Source organism: Chitinispirillales bacterium ANBcel5, from assembly GCA_029688955.1.
Taxonomy (GTDB): domain Bacteria; phylum Fibrobacterota; class Chitinivibrionia; order Chitinivibrionales; family Chitinispirillaceae; genus Cellulosispirillum; species Cellulosispirillum alkaliphilum.
The window spans coordinates 46,970-65,931 of the sequence record JARUKZ010000007.1; the positions used below are offsets into that span (position 1 = coordinate 46,970).

An 18,962-nucleotide genomic window follows, 5' to 3' on the forward strand; every position below is an offset into this window, starting at 1 on the left:
GTATTATTTCCTCAAAATAGGTTCCCGGGTACTGTATTGGTCATCATCAATAATAATCTGTTTTCCAATCCTTTTGCTTTTATTAATTATAATGGGTCCAATCAGATTAGCTGTAGATTCTAAAGGGTTTTCTCGTATAGTAACAACAGAAAACAGTAGAATATCTTCAGGTTTTTCTATCCTTAGCTCTTCCAGCTGTGTTTTTTTTATATCTGGAGAGTAATCAGGTGAAAATAATAGGGGATTTATAATAGCGAATCGTAGACGCGATCCGTCTACACAAACAAGCCATTCAAACGGTGCATAATCAGGAATTGAAATAATTACAAATTCCTTATTGTTCTCAAAACCCGGAATGCCTGAAGGAAATTTGATAACGTCTTCACTGGAATAGACAAGATCCTTAAAAAAATCACTCATATACAATTGGCTCCAAGAAATTAATCACTAAAAAAATAAAATCATTTAAACCTCGAACAATGTCAATACTATGTACCATTTCAATTCATAATCATCTATCTTTCAATCCCCGTCTTTTTCTCTGGACGGGGATTGTGGGAATTATTATCCAAGCAGACTCAGTACGCTTTGAGGTGCCATATTAGCCTGAGCAAGCATGGAAGTTGAAGACTGGCTCAGTATTTGATTTCGGGTAAATTTGGTAGTTTCTGCAGCAAAATCAGCATCGCGAATCACCGATTCAGCTGCCTGCATATTCTGTTCCTGGTTTTCCTGATTTGTAAGAGCGTGTTCCATACGGTTCACTACGGCTCCCAAATCGGCCCTTAAGGAATTTAACCGGTTTAAAGCTTCGTCAAGAGTGGTTATAGCTTCAGCTGCATTTTCCTGTGTATCGACCTGAAGATTTGCTCCATCGATGCCAAGTGAAGCGGTATCCATTGGGTCTATTTGATACTGAATCGTGTCAGCTGTGGGGTCATTGTTTGGTCCAATATGAAATATTCCCCCTGGAGCGGCTCCCCATGGTGCATCGCCATTTAAAAGTTTTTGGCTGTTGTATTGGGTTCCGTTCACAACACGATCGATCTCTTCTTTGAGTTGATCGATTTCGATACCTATGTAACCTCGTTCTGTAGGTGTAAGAGTATCGTTTGCTGCCTGAATCGATAGTTCACGCATGCGTTGGAGCATAGAGTTTACTTCGATTAATGCACCTTCAGCAATAGAAAGCAAAGCAACTCCGTCCTGGATATTGCGTGAGCCCATATTGAGGCCGCGTACCTGAGTGCGCAGCTGCTCAGAGACACTTAATCCGGCAGCATCATCGGCAGCCCGGTTAATTCGCAGTCCGGTGGACAACTTCTCCAAAGATTTCTGAAGATTTCTGTCTACACTTCTAAGTGCGTTACCAGTAATCATAGCCGGCACATTGTTATTAATGCGAGGCATAGTACCCCCTTTTTAAAGATTATGCTTCCGTGCAGCCGGTCTTCCGTACTGCCTCCTCCAGGTCATCCTGACCATGCCTTGCTTCCTTGCTTCTTCTTTGCATTATATGCAACCTGTATGCCAAATCTGTTTTTGGCCCAAATACCACCAAAAACGTTAATTTAGTCCTTCACTCTCCATCCTAACAGGTAATTTTTGCCTCCTTATCAGAGAAAATTTACCAGGGAAGGTTGTATTACACGTGATACTGATTTCAGTGCAGCATTATATACATTTTCAGTCAGCATGAATCTGCTGATCGCTTCTGCCATATCGGTATCCTCAAGTGTTGACTGTAATTCCGTTGTTGTAGCAAGTTGGTGTTCATTGCGCTCAAGGGTAATTTCAAATCGATTCACCCGTGCTCCATTTTTTGCCCTCGCTGCAAGAACTGTCTCGTGAGCAGATGATATATTGTCCACAGAACTCTGTATCTGAGCATGATCATTGGTATGGAGTGCCTGAGCAAATGTTAGGATTGTAGTAATCATTTCATTTCCAGTAGCATTATTGTTAAAAACTTCATCCAATGTTATATTTATAGGCATGGTGATGCCGCTTTCAATTTCACGCTTGATCTCTCCTTGTGTAGTGACTATGTCACCATGCACATTTTTCCCCTTCGAAATATATTCAAAGCTGATACTGAACTCATCTTGCTGATAGTTGGCACCACCCGGTTCAATATCCTGAAGAAGATCGGGGTTTATAAGTGTTATTTGCCCAGTTATATAATCAATAGTATAATCAACACCTTCTGTATATTCAGCTCCCTGATAAGAAAGGGTAAAAGAACCCGGTAAAATATTTTCGACTGCATTTCCACTAAACCCTTCATATAATTGTACGGTAGAATTTGGTGCAAGTCCATCAGCCATAAAGTAGCTCATACGTAAGTTTTCATAATCATCGGCAGTAGTACTTTGAGACTTTTCTAACGTAAGGGGAGGGATTTTTGTTTGAGTTCCACTGAATATGTAGTCGCCCTTAAACTGCGTTACCGCAAGTGTTATCATTTGTTTAGATAGTTGATCAACTTCCTGTAAAATAAATTTTCGTTCATTTTCTCCTATTGTGTCTGATGATGCCTGAAGGCCAAGTTCACGCATACGTTGAAGTAAATTATTCATACTGTCCATGGCTGTTTCAGTTACATTCATGTATCCAAGGCCGTCTTCTATGTTGCGTCTGAACTGTTTGATTTGTTGTTTTCTGGTTTTAAGCTTCAAAGTATTAGCAACATCAACAGGGTCATCAGAGGGGCGCAGAAGACGTCTGCCGGTAGAGATTTGCTCCTGGAGTCTGGCAAGCTCACCATACCGTTTATTAATAACAGACTGCATATTTCGATTAACAGTTTGAAATGAAATTCTCATCTATTTGCCTCCTGCTTTACATATTCATCAATACATCAAGCATTCTGTCTGTAGTGCTGATTAAACGAGCTGAAGCCTGATAGGTATGCTGATATCTGATAAGGTTGGCCATCTCCTCATCCAGTGAAACCGCACTGATTGAATCCTGATGGCTCTGATACTGTTCTACCAAAAATTCCCTGGTTTCCAAATTGTTTTGAGATTGGTTTTTGCTTAATCCAAGTTTTCCAATGAAAGAGCTATAAAATTCGGAAAAAGTAGAGGTGTGATTTCCTACAGTATCGGGATTCATAACAAGATCAGTACGAAGTTGTGCAATGTTTAAGGCCGTAGAATTATCACCCGGCCCCATGAAACCACCGGTTCGGTAATTGAAATCAATTGTAAATTCCTGGTCATCATAGCCATTATGTAACAGCTGAAAGGTACCATTCTGGTAATTAATATGGTAATCGACACCCTCCCGAAGCAAATTATCCGCAGTACGAACCACTACGGAATCTCTCACTATGTTTCGCGCCTCTACCGGTGGGGTAGCATCCGGGACTCTAAATAATTGAGCAGGTGGATCACCATATTGATGGGCTGTTGGTGCTACGGTGTTTGTTACTGCCGATTGAATTTCCCCGGCAGAAGCTGCTGCAATATTATGAACATCACTTGCTATAGACGCAGAAATTTCTATATCACTGGCCCCAGTGGTTTCAGGGTCAAAGAAGAAAACACCACTATAACCCTCCATAGTATACCCTGCGGTGTGTAACGAGTTTACGTGTTCGACAAGTGATAAGGCTAATTGATCAATGTAGTCCTGATATTGAGGAACAGAGATATCACGGCTATCAAAGAGACCTTTAAGATGTCCGCCCCCGGGATTAAAGGGACGTTTCGATTCTGCGAAACGTATCGCAATATCTGTAACACTCTTTCCATCTGAAGTTTTCTGAGATGAAGTAGTCATTTCCAGTTTCTGGTGGTTAACCGGAGAGACTAAAATGCTTCCAGATGCGCTGACAGTGATCTGGCCCATTTTGTTTTCGGTCATTGAAATATCGGTAATTTTTGATAACTCTTTGAGTAATCGGTCTCTTTGATCTCTGCTGTCATTTGCATTCTGCCCGCCAACTTCGACAGCCCCAATTTCAAGATTTAGGTTATAAATCTGTTCAGTAATCTGATTAATCCTGTTTACCTTTTGAGTTATTTCATCATTTCGCGTTTGGCGAAGATCCCTTAATTCACCCGCAACATTATGAAATACATTGGTTAGAATTTCTGCATTTGTTTTAACCATGGTACGGGCAGAAAGGTCGGCTGGATTATTAGCAAGGTTTTGCCATGAATCGAAGAACTGGTCCATAAAGTGCAAAACTCCAGTATCTCCGGGTTCTGTGAATATATTCTCAATTCTTCTAAATGTATGATTCATTTCTTCAAAATACCCAACCTCAACATTTTGGCGCCTGATCTGATCATCTATAAAGGTGTTTCTCATTCGCTCTATATTAACAATAGATACACCCATTCCAACCTGACCCAAAGCAGAATCGTAGCGACTTTCTGTACTTAAGTTAAGTCTCTTTCGTGAATAACCTTCTACATCAGCATTAGATATATTCTGGCCGGCTATATCCATGGCCATTTGGGAAGCGAAAAGTCCCCTTGTGCCAGTATTTAATGATGATAACAGACTCATACGATTGTATCCTTATATTACCTGATTAATAACAGCAACACCTGTGGGAGAGTAGTTCTGTTTACCTCTTTTCTTGTATCCATTTGCACATCTTGTTGATTGTTTAATTAGATCAAAACTGTTATTCATAATAACCAGTGATTCTTCTAACAAAATGCGATTTGAAGTATTAATTTCACTTAATTTCTTTGCGCTCTCTTTAAGTTCAGCCGATACTTTTTCAAGATTTGAACAAAACTGAGTAGGAGCAAACTGTAGCAGTTTGCTTAAACGAACTGAGTGGGGGAGATTTAGTTTGTTGCATAAAGTGTTGCATATATCGATTCTTTTTTCTTCAAGCTTATCAACCAACCATATTTGTTCATCATACGCTTTACTGGAATCGTTCAACAGTTCAATGCTATCTTCTTTTATGCTTTGGTTTATGCAAGTCGCTGATTTTATGAGTTTAGTATAAAGCTCCAATTCCTGACTTAACAGTTCAGTTAGCTGCTTGAAAATAGGTGTTAAATCCATTTCTTACTCCATTTCTGCAGCTCTGGCTTCGTTTCTCATGCGCAGTACTGCTTTTACATAGTGCTGAGTTTCTTTAAAGGGAGGAATCCCGTTATACCGTCTTACATTGCCTGGTCCGGCATTGTAAGAGGCTAATGCCAATTGCTCATTACCATTAAACATATCGAGCATTTGTCTAAGATATCTAACCCCACCATCTACATTTTCCCGGGGTGAAAAAGAATTTGTAACTCCAAGCTCTCGTGCCGTTGGATCCATGAGTTGCATAAGCCCTTTGGCACCGGCTCTCGAAACAGCATATGGATCACCTGCGGACTCTCTTGCCATTACAGCTTTAACCAGGTAGCGATCTACATTATATTTTTGCGCTTTTTCGTCGATGAGATCACTCCACTTATTAACTGTTCTAAGAAGAGGGCTTAAAGTGGAGTTAGCAGTATTGGGCTCCGTAGGTGAAGGAGTGTTTATGACTGAAGTTGCTGGTCGTTGTTTTGCCCATAAAGGTATTTCTCTCCACTCTCTTGAAGCGTTGAGTGTTTTTTCTGGAGTATCATGGCGTTTTATTTCTCGTTTAAGGAGATTACTTAATCCAAGTGATGAATGACGGGCACTCAATGATGCGTATTGGTTATCAAGCATTTCGGTGTAAATTTTCCCCGCCATACTCTGAGGTACCAATGCCCCTTCGCCAACTGTGCTGCGCATTGCACGTAACATGATGGAGGTAAACATGGCTTCAAATTCCTGTGCAACGGCCTTGATCCCTTCAGGGCTGTTTTTTAAATTATGGTACTGATTAGGCATTGATGAAATGTGCATAAAACAGAATTCCTTTCCTGTGACAGGTGAATATGCAATACATATGCCAATTCATAATATGCAAAGAATCAACTGTTTACGTTGGTTGGGAAGTTTGGAAACGGAAAAATATGCCTATTAGATTGGTAGAAAACTCCTGCCATTTTAAAAAATGTACAGATTTATGTGAAAGAGTGTGCGATGTTGGTTGCTAGTTCTTTATTACTTACATATATTTAATATCAGTTTCCGAAGACTTTCATATTTTGGATGTTTTCGGTTTTTTTTTTCTCCAGGAGAATACATGGTAAAAGTTCTGGTTGCAGATGATGATTTAGACTCTCATGAGCTTCTCAGTGACATACTTCAAATCAATTTTCAGGATGTGCAGGTGGACCGGGCATTAAACAGCTCAAGTTTTGTAGCAAAGGTCATGGAAAGCCAAACCCAGTATGATCTGATTTTGTTCAGTGTCGACATCGATGAAGAGCCTCAGAAAATAGTGCAGCAGATCCAGAGCCAATTTCCTGATATTTTAAACAGAACTGTTCTTATGGTAGGGGCAGACCAATCTAGTTTAAATTCGGAGCTTTTGCAAAAGCTGCCCAGAGTATCCAAACCTTTTTCTCTTGATCATTTTGCTGAAATAATCAGAAAGATCTGTGTAGAATAATCATTTACCTTCCATCTCTGCTTGCTGCTATACTTCTGATCAAGTTTAAATTGACCATAAAACATGGATCCCAGGGGTAGGTATGAAACTCTTTGATTCACACTGCCATCTTCAGGACGAGCGTATTTTGGGGGAATGTGCTGATGTTGTTAATCGTGCAATCTCTTCCGGGATTGCTGGGATAATGTGCTGTGGGACTCAAATTGAGGATTGGTTGAGAGTAGAAAAACTCACAAAGAAACATTCTGTCATATATGGCTCATATGGAATTCACCCCTGGTATGCACAGCAGGCATCTGAACAAGGATACGAAAAACTTGAGGATCTGCTCAGTGCTGACTCCAGAGCCGGTCTGGGAGAGATAGGGCTGGATTATACGGTCACTACAGATCGTTACAAGCAGCTTGAAGTATTGAGCCGGCAGATTACTATTGCTGAAAAGTATGAACGCACCATAAGTGTTCATTGTGTTAAGGCATGGGGTGATCTGATATCTCTATTCAGAAAAAAAGGAGGGGTGAAAACAAGAGGGATAATTCATTCTTTCTCAGGTTCGGCTGAAGTAGCAAGTGAGTTGGTTGAACTGGGCTTTTTTATATCCTTTTCTGGTTCCATATGTAACCTTCGGAATAAAAAGACCCCTAACTCTTTAAAGGCGGTTAAATGGGATAGAATACTGCTTGAAACCGATTCTCCCGACCTGCTGCCTGTGGGTGTACTAAATGGTCCCAATGAACCGGCTAATTTGGTCTTTATTGCACAAAGAGTGGCTTCTATCCTTGAAGCAGAAGTCGATGAAGTGGCATCAAGTACTTACCAAAATGCTTTGAAGGCATTTAATATTATAGATTTTATGAAATAATTTTTGCCGGATCAAGTTGAGTGAACAAAATTTCTAATTTTTTCGTATCAACAGGGGGGCTATATAAATAACCCTGAACCTTTTTGCAGCCCTGCTTGATCAGGTACTGTAACTGTTCATCTTTCTCTACACCTTCAGCAATAACTTCCAGATTCATGGTTTGTGCAAGTACAATAATAGCTTTAACGATTGCTTCGTCATTGGGGTCAATAGAAATATCCTTAACGAATGATCGGTCTATTTTTAGGGTATGAATAGGGAATTTTTTTAAGTAACTCAGCGATGAATATCCGGTGCCAAAATCATCAATGGCTATCTTTATACCCATATCTTTGAATTTATTGAGGGTTAAAAGTGTGGTTTCCGGGTTTTTCATTCCAAGGCTTTCTGTAATTTCCAGCTGAAGGAAATTTGAGCAAAGGTTTGTGTGCGATAACACCCGTGCTACAGTAGAAATCAGGTCTTGTTGTTGAAACTGTCGTGCAGAGAGATTAACAGAAACACTTATATCGGTGTTAAAGTGTTTTTGCCAGTATTTAAGCTGTTCACATGCGGAAAATAGCACCCATTCACCAATTGGAATGATAATACCTGTTTCTTCGGCAATAGGTATAAATTGAGCTGGTGGGATCATACCCAGCTGGGGATGATTCCAGCGAATCAGTGCTTCAACTCCAATCAGTGTTTGATTTTCTGTATCAATCTGAGGCTGATAAAAAAGTACAAATTCATCTCTTTTCAGTGCTTTTCTAAGATTGTGCTCCAGGGTTAATTGCTCAAAGGCCTTAGCGTTCATGGCAGGCTTATAGTGTTGATAATTATTGATACCCATCTCTTTTGCTCTTTGCATCGCAGCTTCGGCATTTTTTAGTAGCTGTTCAGGATTTTCCCCATCAGAGGGAAAAATACTTATACCAATACTTGTGGTCACATATAATTCATGATCATCAAGCTTTATTGGTTGTGTGCATAGGGTAAGAATACGTTTGGCGACTTTTGCTGCATCCTGTTGTTGTGATATCTCTTCCAGAATTATTGCAAATTCATCATCACCGAGTCTAAAAACAGCATCAACATCTCGAAGTGAATCGTTCAGTCTGTTAGCAATAGTTTGAAGTAAAATATCCCCGTTTAAATAGCCCAGAGTATCATTTATGATCTTAAAACGGTTGAGATCAAGTAAAAGCAATGCCATTAAACTTTTGGTTCTTCGGGCGTGGTTGAGCATAAAAGAGAGACGGTCGTGAAGTAAAAGTCGGTTTGGAAGCCCTGTTAAAGGATCGTAATAGGCATGTCCATGGTTTTGGTTTCTGATGTTTTGGGATATATCACTAAATATTCCTACATATTGTCTGACCTGATTCTCTGAATCCTTTACCGCTTTAATACTAAGCCATTCAGGGTAGATTTCACCATCCTTACGTCTGTTCCAAATCTCTCCCTGCCACACACCATGTTTATTCAGCGAATGCCACATATCATGATAAAACGTACTGTTATGACGATTTGATTTAAGAATAGAGATTTTTCTACCAATAACCTCAGTAGTACTATATTTAGTAATGGTTGAAAACCCCGGGTTAATAGATTCAATTATCCCCTGGTCATCTGTTATTACTATCCCCTCCGAGGCATTAGTGAAAATGACATCCCAAAGTTTCAGTTTGTTTTTCGCTTTTTCGTTCTTCTCCGGTGCATACAGTTTGAGTTGTACCTTGAGTGTTTCTAGTTCTTTTTGTAATTGTTTGCGAGTCTTAGGTCTATTCATATTTTTTGTGATATGTTCCAGGAGTTCTCTTGCCATGCCTTTTAACGTAGATTATATCACTTATTTTTAAATGGCGCAATTGATTTGATCTTAAAATCTGAGGAGTATATCATAAAAAAAATTCAAACATATGTTCATGAACCGAAGTTTGTGGCGTATCCTGAATATATTTTAGATATTCTGTGGTACAGATCTGAATTCTGTTTTCCTAAAAGGATACTATACGCCAAAAAAGTAGAAGACAAAATAAAAAACTGAAAGAGGCAGGGGGCCTAGCATGTCTTTGGTTTCACAGAGTAACAACCCTGAAGTGACGGATCAGCAGACCAGTGATTTCTGTAAAAAGGAGAATGCTATCAATACTATTCATGAGTACCGAACCCATAATTGCAGCCAATTACGGAAAAATCATGTAGGTGAACTTGCCAGAATCAGTGGATGGATTCATAATAAAAGAGACCACGGTGGAGTGCTTTTTATCGATCTGAGAGATCATTACGGTATTACTCAGGTAGTTATATACCCCAACAGGGCATTTCAGAAAAAAATCGCGCACCTTGCAAAAGAAACTGTAATACGTTTTGACGGGCTTGTTGCATTGCGCTCCACTGAAAACATTAACCCCAAGATCCCTACCGGTGAAGTAGAAGTGGTAGCAGACAGTTTCATCGTTCTTGGTGAGAGTGAAACTACTCCCTTTAGCATATTCCCTGAAGATCCCCTACCTGAAGAGATGCGTCTTGAGTATCGGTTTCTGGATTTAAGACGTTCTGAAATACACAAAAACATTGTAATGAGATCAAAAGTAATAGCTCATATCAGAAAACTGCTTACAGAAATGGGATTTAACGAGTATCAGACACCTATTCTCACCAGCTCATCTCCTGAAGGGGCACGCGATTATCTTGTGCCATCCAGATTGCACCCGGGACAGTTTTATGCTCTGCCTCAGGCTCCACAGGTTTTCAAACAGTTGCTGATGGTTGCAGGTTTTGATCGATATTTTCAGATCGCACCTTGCTTTAGGGATGAAGATGCACGAGCTGACCGTTCACCAGGGGAATTTTATCAGCTCGATATGGAAATGTCTTTTGTTACACAGGAGGATGTTTTTAAGATTGTCGAGCAGGTGTTGGGCGATGTGTTTACTACTTTTAGTGACTGGAAATGTGATGAAATTCCATTTAGAAAAATCCCTTACAGAGAAGCAATGGTTAAGTACGGGACCGATAAACCTGATCTGCGTATAAATATCGAAATACAGGATGTATCAGAGTATTTTCTCGATTCAGGTTTTAAAATCTTTTCTGATACAGTTAAGGATGGGGGAGTAGTTCGTGCAATTCCGTTAAAGGGAGGGGGAGCTCAACCCAGAGCCTTTTTCGACAGAATGGTTCAGTTTGCGCAATCGCTAGGTAGTCAGGGCCTTGCTTATCTGGTATGGAATGATGATGGGATCAAGGGGCCTATAGCTAAATTTCTCGCTCCAGAAAAAATAGAGCAGCTGTCCTCGGATCTGGAAGTAAAATCGGGAGATGTGGTCTTTTTTGTTTGTAACGAGGAAAAAACCGCAAACAAATTAGCTGGAGAGATTCGTTTGAAACTGGGCAAAGAACTGGATTTAGTAGAAAAAAATGCCTACAGGTTTTGTTGGATCACAGATTATCCCATGTATGAATACAATGAGGAGTCAAGGAAAATAGAATTTTCTCATAACCCCTTTTCAATGCCACAGGGTGGGCTTGAAGCACTTAATACTATGGATCCTTTAAGAATTAAGGCTTTTCAATACGATATCGTTTGTAATGGAATTGAGCTCTCAAGTGGAGCTATTAGAAATCACAGACCCCAAATAATGTACAGGGCTTTTGAAATTGCTGGTTATACTAAGGATCAGGTTGATAAACGATTCGGTGCGTTGATAAAAGCGTTTCGATACGGTGCTCCACCTCATGGTGGAATTGCTCCGGGCATTGACCGTATGATTATGCTCCTTACTGATGAACCAAATATTAGAGAGGTTATAGCTTTTCCGATGAACCAAAAAGCACAGGATCAGATGATGAATGCACCTGCAAATGTTAATGAAAACCAGCTTAAGGAGCTTAATATAAAGCCTGTGCAGTATTAGAAAAAAAGGAGGGCTTTATGTATAAGGTTAAAATTCTTTTAGTATCGTTTTCCCTTTTATTTACAGGGGTGTCTCAGGCAAAACTTTTGATCCCAATGGATCAGACACAAACAGATCATCTAAAAGCATATGGTGTGGTGTATAATATTCTTAAAGAGGGCCAGACAGTCTATTGGCTTCTTAACTTCCGGGGTGGCTCCTTTGCTCTTAATAATGGAGATTCTTTTATACTGAATTTTCGCAAAGCAGGAGTAAAGACTACAGACATTGGCCCCGAAAAATGGGGTGAAATATCCAAAACTATTGAAGAGAACAACATGCATAAGGTTGTTTTGGAAACACCACCTAAAATAGCTGTCTATACCCCTCCGGGTAAGCTTCCCTGGGATGATGCTGTCACACTTGCCCTGACTTATGCAGAAATACCCTTTGATAAAGTTTATGACAAAGAAGTACTTTCAGGAAAACTTGATGACTACGATTGGCTTCATTTGCACCATGAAGATTTTACTGGGCAGTATAGTAAGTTTCATCGAAGTTTTAGCAATGCCCCATGGTATCAAAAACAACGCCATGAACTTGAATCTCTCGCCAGAAGCCTTGGTTTTGATAAGGTGTCCGAATGTAAGAAAGCAGTAGCTTTAACAATAAGGAAATATGTGGAAAATGGAGGCTTTCTGTTTGCAATGTGCAGTGCTATTAATACTTTAGAAATTGCTTTGGCTGCCCTGGGGACAGACATCGTCGATGAAGTTTATGATGGTGATGGTGTTGATCCCGACTATAGAAGTAAGCTTGACTTTACTATGACTATGGCTTTTGAAAATTTTGAAATCATTACTGATCCCCTTGCTGCAAGCTTTTGTAATATTGATGTAAATCAGGTAAACACCCCAAATCGAAAAGAAGCAGAGGATTTTGTACTCTTTGAGTTTAGCGCAAAGCTTGATCCTGTCCCAAGTATGTTGACCCAAAATCATTCATCTGTAATTAAAGGATATTTGGGACTCCTTACTTCTATGAACCGTAATGTGATCAAAAACGATGTGATAATTTTGGGTGATGTTCCCGGTACCACTATGGTTAATTATATACATGGAATCATAGGAAAAGGACAGTTTGCCTATCTTGGTGGTCATGATCCCGAAGACTATGCTCATGCCGTAGGGGATAAGCCAACAATGCTTGAGCTTCATAAAAATTCACCCGGGTACAGGCTTATCCTCAATAACGTTCTCTTCCCTGCTGCTCAAAGACAGGAGAGGAAAACTTGAACACGAGTAAAAAGGCCCTCTTTTCCTGGTATATGTATGATTGGGCTTACTCGGCTTTTGCTGTAACTGTACTTGCCGGATTTTTTCCTCTTTTTTTTAATAAATACTGGTCCGCTGGTGCCCACACCAATTTAAGTACATTCAGGTTAGGGGTGGGGAGTACTGTTGCAGGTTTACTGATTGCATTTCTCTCTCTCTTTATGGGGTCAATCGTTGGTGTCGGTAGAGGAAAAAAAAGATTTCTTGCCCTATTCATGTTGCTTGGTACTACAAGCACTTTTGGGCTCTATTTTATCTCACATGGAAACTGGTTAGGTGCATTAATCGTATTCATTCTCGGTAATATCGGATTTTCCTGTTCAGACCTTTTTTATAACTCGCTTCTGGTTGATGTCGCCGAAAAGAAAAAAATGGATCGTGTATCTTCAATTGGTTTCTCTTTTGGTTATCTTGGCTGTGGTATACTGTTTTTAGTAAATGTTTTGATGGTCACCTATCCGAATTTTTTTGGATTTGAAAGCGAGATCCACGCTATAAGGGTTTCTTTCCTGACTGTTGCGATTTGGTGGGGCGTATTTTCTGTACCATTATTTCTTTTTGTTAAAGAAAAAGAAATCAGGTATAGTCAAGTTACCAAACCTGCCCTTCTAAATACCTTATCGAATCTTAAAAACACATTTCGGTTAATAGCAAAGAATCGTAGTGTGTTTCTGTTTATTTGTGCGTATTGGCTTTATATCGATGGGCTTAACACCTTTATAAGGATGGCAATAGATTTTGGCCTCTCTATTGGCTTTTCTTCAAGGGCTCTAATGATCGCTCTTTTAGCAGTGCAGTTCATTGCTTTTCCATCGGCACTAGGATTTGGTCTTCTCGCCAGATATTTTGGCGCACAGAAAATGATACTGTTTGGAATACTGATTTATATAGTTGTTATAGGTGGGGGGGCATTTGTGCTTGAAAATGAAATTCAGTTCATTATACTTGCCTCTTTAACGGCTATTGCGCAGGGAGGTATTCAGGCTCTTAGCAGATCATATTACGGAAAATTGATTCCTCAGGGAAAAGCATCAGAATATTTTGGGTTCTATAATGTTGTTGGAAGATTTGCTGTTGCAGGACCGCTACTTGTTGGAATGGTTACATTTTTCTCTCATCTTTTAGGTTTAAAGGCAACTTTGGCATCCAGGGTGGGAATGTCTTCGATAGTACTTTTATTTGTTAGTGGTGCTGTTTTCCTGATCATGGCAGAGAAGACCCGCAAAAAAGTTTCGATCTCCAGTATTGGAAATGTTGATGTAAAGATAGTAGGAGAGAAAATATAAAATAAAAAAAGAGTACTCAGCGTTGAGTACTCTTTGAGCTTGGTTTCTTTGTATTTACTATTGCTAGTGCTAATTTGCTATACTAAAATCCATTTCCTCAACTGGTTCTTCAACCGGGGGATGATCAGATTTTAAGCTTTCGATATCAGCATAAATAGTACTTAGGTTGTTGCTTGAGATAAGAAAAACATCATCTCTTATGTCGGACATAATAAAGCGATTGTTAGAATCTTCCTTTTCTGCTCCTATTACAATACTGTGGCTTGTGCCTGTGGCCAGGTCAACAGAGACGGTTAAGTATGGTTGAGAGAGTCCAAGCTTGTCTTTGTCCTTGATCTCGTTTTCAAAACCGGTGGCATTCAGCGAAGATAGTACTGATAACATATTCTGTACACTGTCCTGAGCGGCGTAATGCTCAACAGGTTCATTAATGTTCCAGTGGTTTTCTGTTCTATCAAGAACAATATCTTCATCTATCCCCGATCCGGAAATAGAAATACGTGAGGCAAAGTTCTCATCAAAGCTCAAAATCCGCTTATCTCTCCATCTGTTCAAGTCACTAAAAAAGGAGCTTCTAATTCCCCCCGGAACTGTATACACCGAATTAGAACCTGCCAAACGTACATAATGGCTGGTCCAGTCTGTAGCACTTTTGCCGATGTAAAAGGAACCTAGGAGGCTCTTAGAACGGTCCCACACTTGAACATGTATTCCCGATTCGCTATCCACTTCAAACAGTGGCTGGTTATCTGGATTTTCAGATACCAGCACATCTCTTCTAAGGTGTACAATTTTTTCGAGAATTGTTTGAACCGCTGCACTGTCAGCACGATATACGGGTGTTTGATCATCAGCAATAAAACCCTCTGTTGATTCATCTGGATCTTTATGCTCTGCTGTATGTTTAACTTTCCAGGTGTTGTTGTCCCTCGTAAGTTTAACAGAACTTTGATTACCCTGTATCGAAATTTGGGAAATAGAGTTTTCATTAAGACCCGGAAAAAATCGCAAACTGTGCTCAGGTGGTCTGGTGTTGCTTAGTTTTTCCGAAACGACTATAATCAGAATAACGATTATAAGCACACTTAAAGCAAGCAGTGTCTTTCTATTCATTATGCCTGATCCTCCTTTTTAACATCACTTGTTTTAACAGTAACAGGTACTGCAATTCTTTCTCTACGTTTGTAAAAGATAAATAATCCGATGATAATCATAATTGCTGGCATTAAAACAATATTTGTTATCCTTATCAGGTTAGGCGCAAACGATCCTTCGCCAATGAGATCGCTGGTAATAGAGTTGTCCCTGATCGCACGGGAACGAATATCAATAAGGTTGTTATCGAGTGTAAGCCAATCTACAAGGTTTAACATTAACGTGAGATTATTTTTGGATGCATTTTCGGCAGAGACAAAATCAGCATCACCAATTACAACAAGATTTGCATTTTCATTAGAACTAACAAAGGGATAGGATACATCACTTGCGGATGCTGCAGACAGATTTATCTGGCTTAGTTTGTCATCGTCACTTATTTGGGTTTCAGTTGAGGTTGTGGTGATCTCTCCGTCAAAATAACTATTGAAACTTCCTGATAAGTGTGCAGCTAAAATATGTGGTGAGGTTTTGTCTTCATCCGGCGGTACCCAATCCTGTTGGGGGTTCAAATTAAAGAAACCTTCTGCGATCCAACTTTCTTTACTTGATGAAGCCAGAGCTGTTGCTTTAATATCACTTTCAGGATCATCTTCTGTTGGAATGGTCAAAGAGCTTACCCATGGTAGCACTACATCAGCAAGGGATGATACGGCAGGATTTGTTTCGTTAAATCCATCGCCCCTTACACGTACAAAGTAGGGATAGGGAACGTTAACATGCATGCTAAATGGTCCAAAGTTCTGTGGAATTTGAACCTGACCACATGAAGGGTCAAGAACAAGATTACGCTCTACACGTACACCATAATGTTCTAATAAGTCTAAAATAGGGGTTTCTTTGACTTGTCCCATTACTCCATGTTGAAAGCTGACATCCACCGCATCAGCCATCACGATCAAATTCCCCCCCCCTCATAAAGAACTGATCAAGTGCATAAAGCGTTTTCTGGTCAAACTCAGAGCCTCCGGGAACGATAAGTGTTCTTATCTTGCTGTCAACAGGATTGCCATCACTTAACTCAACAGTTTCAACTGTGTAGTTTTCTTTTAATCCTTCAAACAAAGGGGTGTATAGTTGTTGAATCGATGATGGAGGATTTGGATCTTGTTGGTGCATTTGGGGCATAGGCATAGAATTACCTTCAGTATCGAGAACTCCTACAGTAGGAACCTCAGTACGAACCACTCGCATAATTGCCTGTGTAAGATCATATTCCAAATTATGCAGGTTTTGTATTACAGGGATAGATTCACTCCTATCCTCAAAAAGGATAGCTAATCCAAGATACCCGTTCATTACCTGGGCCTTATCTCTGTCAAACGACTGAATTTGAACTTCAGGAATTCCAAGTGACTGTGCAGCCTGACGTATTTGCTGGTCATCTGCGGGATCTTCGTAGGTGATCCTCAGATTTGGCCCTGAGTAGGCTTTGTACTCAGAAAGTAAGTCTTTAATAGTTGCTACAGTCTGGTGCATATGAGAGGGAAGGTTTTTTGATAAAAACACTCTAACATTTACCAGATCATTAAGCTCCCTTAAAGCTCGTTTGGTTGGCTCTGAAACGCTATACTGTTTTGATTCAGTCATGTCGATACGAGTGAAATACCGTGTAGAGAGATAGTTGAGAGCCACCAGAACGGCTAAGACTGCAGCGATAAAGATCGACAGCTCAGTACGGTTTTTAAATTTTTTATTTTCCATAATTATTATCCGTCTCCAGTGTTTTATTCGTATTTTCTGCTACCAAGTGATTGTACATTCAGAAATAGAAAAAATCCAATTACTGACAGGTAATAAATAATGTTTCTACTGTCAATAACTCCGCGCTCAATGCTTTCAAAATGATTGGCGAGGCTTAGATGGCTTAAAATGGGAACCATAGCTGAAGGCATCCTTAAAGTCATAAAAGGACTTCCGATCATTATTAAAATGAAAATTGCTACAAGTCCTAAGATAAAAGCCACGATCTGATTTTCTGTATGTGAAGAAACCCAGAGCCCTATCGATAAATAGGCGGCCCCCATTAATATTGCCCCTAAATAACCACCAATAATAGGGCCTGGATCAGGATTACCCAAAATCATTAATGTTACAGGTATTGTAAGGGACAGTAAAATTACAATGGCAAGGAAACTGAAACTTGCTAAAAATTTACCTAAAACTACCTGAACATCACTTACTGGCCATGTCAGAAGAAGCTCAAGAGTTTTAACTTTCTTCTCTTCTGCCCAGCTTCTCATTGTAATAGCTGGTACCAGAAAAAGAAAAACCCAGGGGAGCAGACTGAAATAGGATCTCATCTCCACTTGGTTAACAAGAAAGAACGTCTGAAAATATAAAAAATTGGTTACAGCAAGATAAACAGTTATAAATATATAAGCAATAGGCGATATGAAAAATGAAACAAATTCTTTTTTAAAAATCGCCAGAACCGTATTCATGAATTAACCCCTTGTTAGTTGAGTGAACACCTCTTCAAGGCTTGCAGATTCTTTTCTGAGTTCCGCAAGACTCCAACCATTATCAACAACACATTTAAACAACTCTTCACCTATCTCCTCTTTATTGCTTCCTTGCACTTCAACATTATTCCACTCCCCATCAGAAGCATCGAAAGAGACGGTGTTGATGTTGGGTAATTGGGACATGGTGGATCTGATTGTTTCCTTCTCTCCCTTAATCTTAAGCATATAACGGCTACCGCCTTCAGATCCGTGTGTAAGCTCATCGGGTGTACCGGTCGCTACAATTGATCCTTCATTTATTATAAGTAATCTATCGCAAGTTGCACTAACCTCGGAGAGAATATGGGAACAGTAGATCACTGTTTTTTCTTTTCCAATTCTTCTGATCAAATTTCTGATCTCAACAATCTGATTCGGGTCAAGTCCGGACATCGGTTCGTCTAGGATTAATAAGTCCGGATCGTGCATCATTGCCTGAGCAAGACCCACACGTTGGCGATACCCCTTAGAGAGTTTCCCAATCTGACGCCCAGACATTTGAGAGATGTTGCAGATGGTAAACATCTCATCTATTCTTCTTTTTAAAACGCCTGCTTTTAGGCCTCTTATCTCTCCTACAAAATTTAGATATTCTTTTACGGTCATGTCGGGGTAAAGAGGGGTGTTTTCAGGAAGATACCCTATCTTTTTTCTGACCTGTAGGTTGTTTTGGCTGGTATCAGTCCCATCTACCAGAACTGTGCCATTGGTTGGGGGAATAAAGCAGGTAATAATACGCATCGTTGTCGTTTTACCAGCGCCGTTGGGTCCAAGGAATCCAAATACTTCACCCTTTTTGATGTGAAAGTTCAGATTCTTTACGGCGTGAACCTCTCCGAACTTTTTGTGAAGGTTTTGCACCTCCAACATGAACGCACTATCATTTGCTTGCATAAAGTACCACCGTTGGATGAGCTAAGGTGAATTGATGTGATAAGAACTTGTTCTGAGGATTTATTCCAGAGAATCAATAAGAACACTTTTTGATTTCAGAACCGTTCTTCTTTTTTGGTTCTAAATACGTCTTGTACTCTGGATTATTGTAAGAAGATGTTTTTTTTTGATTTTAGAGGGGATGTTGCTATATCCCCCCGATAATCAATGAGGTATAGACTTGTGTTACTATCTAAGTTTTATTCCTCGTTCTTTTTGGCTTCCTGGATTTGAATTCTTAAATCCTGGGCCATTTTCTTAATGCTTTGAAGACTTTTTCTTGCACGTGTTCCAGCTGATTTATTGCCACGTTCAAATTTTTCGTATTCCTCTTTGAGTATTTCAACTTCATTTAAAAATTCCTGAAGACTCATTGTTCCTCCTTGGAGAAGATAATTGAAAAGGGATTGAAAGTTTTACGTTTTTAATAGGGCGCATGGTTTGTACCCGCATCATAATATCATAATTGACAGCGTGTTTGCGCCAGTCTTTTTCGCTT

18 protein-coding genes are annotated in these 18,962 nt (G+C 39.8%); 5 read left to right on the forward strand and 13 right to left on the reverse strand.

Going from position 1 to position 18,962, the window contains the following annotated elements; translation table 11 throughout:
- Positions 1–3 precede the first annotated feature (3 nt).
- The 6 genes from fliW to QA601_05430 all read right to left on the reverse strand — a co-directional run bounded on the left by fliW (position 4) and on the right by QA601_05430 (position 5,856).
- On the reverse strand, positions 4–420 hold the full coding sequence (gene fliW / locus QA601_05405; GenBank protein ID MDG5814501.1) for a flagellar assembly protein FliW: 417 nt from the start codon (positions 418–420) through the stop codon (positions 4–6).
- 144 nt (positions 421–564) lie between these two features.
- The gene (locus tag QA601_05410) at positions 565–1,410 is read right to left on the reverse strand and encodes a flagellin (GenBank protein ID MDG5814502.1); all 846 of its coding nucleotides are present in this window, start codon (positions 1,408–1,410) and stop codon (positions 565–567) included.
- Between the two features lie 206 nt (positions 1,411–1,616).
- The gene (gene flgL / locus QA601_05415; protein MDG5814503.1) at positions 1,617–2,825 is read right to left on the reverse strand and encodes a flagellar hook-associated protein FlgL; all 1,209 of its coding nucleotides are present in this window, start codon (positions 2,823–2,825) and stop codon (positions 1,617–1,619) included.
- Between the two features lie 16 nt (positions 2,826–2,841).
- Positions 2,842–4,521, reverse strand: coding sequence for a flagellar hook-associated protein FlgK (flgK, locus tag QA601_05420; GenBank protein ID MDG5814504.1), 1,680 nt, complete (start codon positions 4,519–4,521; stop codon positions 2,842–2,844).
- A gap of 12 nt (positions 4,522–4,533) precedes the next feature.
- Positions 4,534–5,037: a flagellar export chaperone FlgN gene (gene flgN, locus QA601_05425; GenBank protein ID MDG5814505.1), complete on the reverse strand. Its 504-nt coding sequence runs from the start codon at positions 5,035–5,037 to the stop codon at positions 4,534–4,536.
- 3 nt (positions 5,038–5,040) lie between these two features.
- Entirely contained in the window at positions 5,041–5,856 is an 816-nt protein-coding gene (locus QA601_05430) for a transglycosylase SLT domain-containing protein (GenBank protein MDG5814506.1), read from the reverse strand.
- A 283-nt stretch (positions 5,857–6,139) separates the two neighbouring features.
- Here QA601_05430 and QA601_05435 point away from each other — a divergent pair, with 283 nt between their 5' ends.
- Positions 6,140–6,508 carry a hypothetical protein gene (locus QA601_05435; GenBank protein MDG5814507.1) on the forward strand — a complete coding sequence of 123 codons (369 nt, stop codon included), beginning with the start codon at positions 6,140–6,142 and terminating at the stop codon, positions 6,506–6,508.
- An 82-nt stretch (positions 6,509–6,590) separates the two neighbouring features.
- Positions 6,591–7,370, forward strand: coding sequence for a TatD family hydrolase (locus tag QA601_05440; GenBank protein ID MDG5814508.1), 780 nt, complete (start codon positions 6,591–6,593; stop codon positions 7,368–7,370).
- On the opposite strand, the gene QA601_05445 is transcribed toward QA601_05440, so the two are convergent.
- On the reverse strand, positions 7,360–9,138 hold the full coding sequence (locus tag QA601_05445) for an EAL domain-containing protein (GenBank protein MDG5814509.1): 1,779 nt from the start codon (positions 9,136–9,138) through the stop codon (positions 7,360–7,362). The genes QA601_05440 and QA601_05445 overlap by 11 nt on opposite strands.
- Before the next feature lie 277 nt (positions 9,139–9,415).
- On the opposite strand from QA601_05445, the gene aspS reads away from it, so the two are divergent.
- The 3 genes from aspS to QA601_05460 are packed head-to-tail and all read left to right on the forward strand — an operon-like array spanning position 9,416 to position 13,868.
- Positions 9,416–11,269 (forward strand): aspartate--tRNA ligase, encoded by a 1,854-nt coding sequence (gene aspS / locus QA601_05450; GenBank protein ID MDG5814510.1) that lies wholly within the window; start codon positions 9,416–9,418, stop codon positions 11,267–11,269.
- Between the two features lie 17 nt (positions 11,270–11,286).
- Entirely contained in the window at positions 11,287–12,543 is a 1,257-nt protein-coding gene (locus QA601_05455; GenBank protein MDG5814511.1) for a hypothetical protein, read from the forward strand.
- The gene (locus QA601_05460) at positions 12,540–13,868 is read left to right on the forward strand and encodes an MFS transporter (GenBank protein MDG5814512.1); all 1,329 of its coding nucleotides are present in this window, start codon (positions 12,540–12,542) and stop codon (positions 13,866–13,868) included. Before QA601_05455 ends, QA601_05460 begins: the two co-directional genes overlap by 4 nt.
- Before the next feature lie 69 nt (positions 13,869–13,937).
- On the opposite strand, the gene QA601_05465 is transcribed toward QA601_05460, so the two are convergent.
- From QA601_05465 to QA601_05490, 6 genes are all read right to left on the reverse strand, one after another.
- Positions 13,938–14,981: a DUF4340 domain-containing protein gene (locus QA601_05465; GenBank protein MDG5814513.1), complete on the reverse strand. Its 1,044-nt coding sequence runs from the start codon at positions 14,979–14,981 to the stop codon at positions 13,938–13,940.
- The gene (locus QA601_05470; GenBank protein ID MDG5814514.1) at positions 14,981–15,919 is read right to left on the reverse strand and encodes a hypothetical protein; all 939 of its coding nucleotides are present in this window, start codon (positions 15,917–15,919) and stop codon (positions 14,981–14,983) included. The genes QA601_05465 and QA601_05470 overlap by 1 nt, the downstream gene beginning before the upstream one ends.
- Complete coding sequence (locus QA601_05475) at positions 15,909–16,727, reverse strand: GldG family protein (GenBank protein MDG5814515.1); 819 nt, start codon at positions 16,725–16,727, stop codon at positions 15,909–15,911. Before QA601_05475 ends, QA601_05470 begins: the two co-directional genes overlap by 11 nt.
- Before the next feature lie 23 nt (positions 16,728–16,750).
- A complete protein-coding gene (locus tag QA601_05480; protein ID MDG5814516.1) occupies positions 16,751–17,467 on the reverse strand; it encodes an ABC transporter permease subunit in 717 nt (238 codons plus the stop codon).
- Between the two features lie 3 nt (positions 17,468–17,470).
- Complete coding sequence (locus QA601_05485) at positions 17,471–18,424, reverse strand: ATP-binding cassette domain-containing protein (protein ID MDG5814517.1); 954 nt, start codon at positions 18,422–18,424, stop codon at positions 17,471–17,473.
- Between the two features lie 239 nt (positions 18,425–18,663).
- Positions 18,664–18,837: a hypothetical protein gene (locus QA601_05490; GenBank protein ID MDG5814518.1), complete on the reverse strand. Its 174-nt coding sequence runs from the start codon at positions 18,835–18,837 to the stop codon at positions 18,664–18,666.
- Positions 18,838–18,962 lie beyond the last annotated feature (125 nt).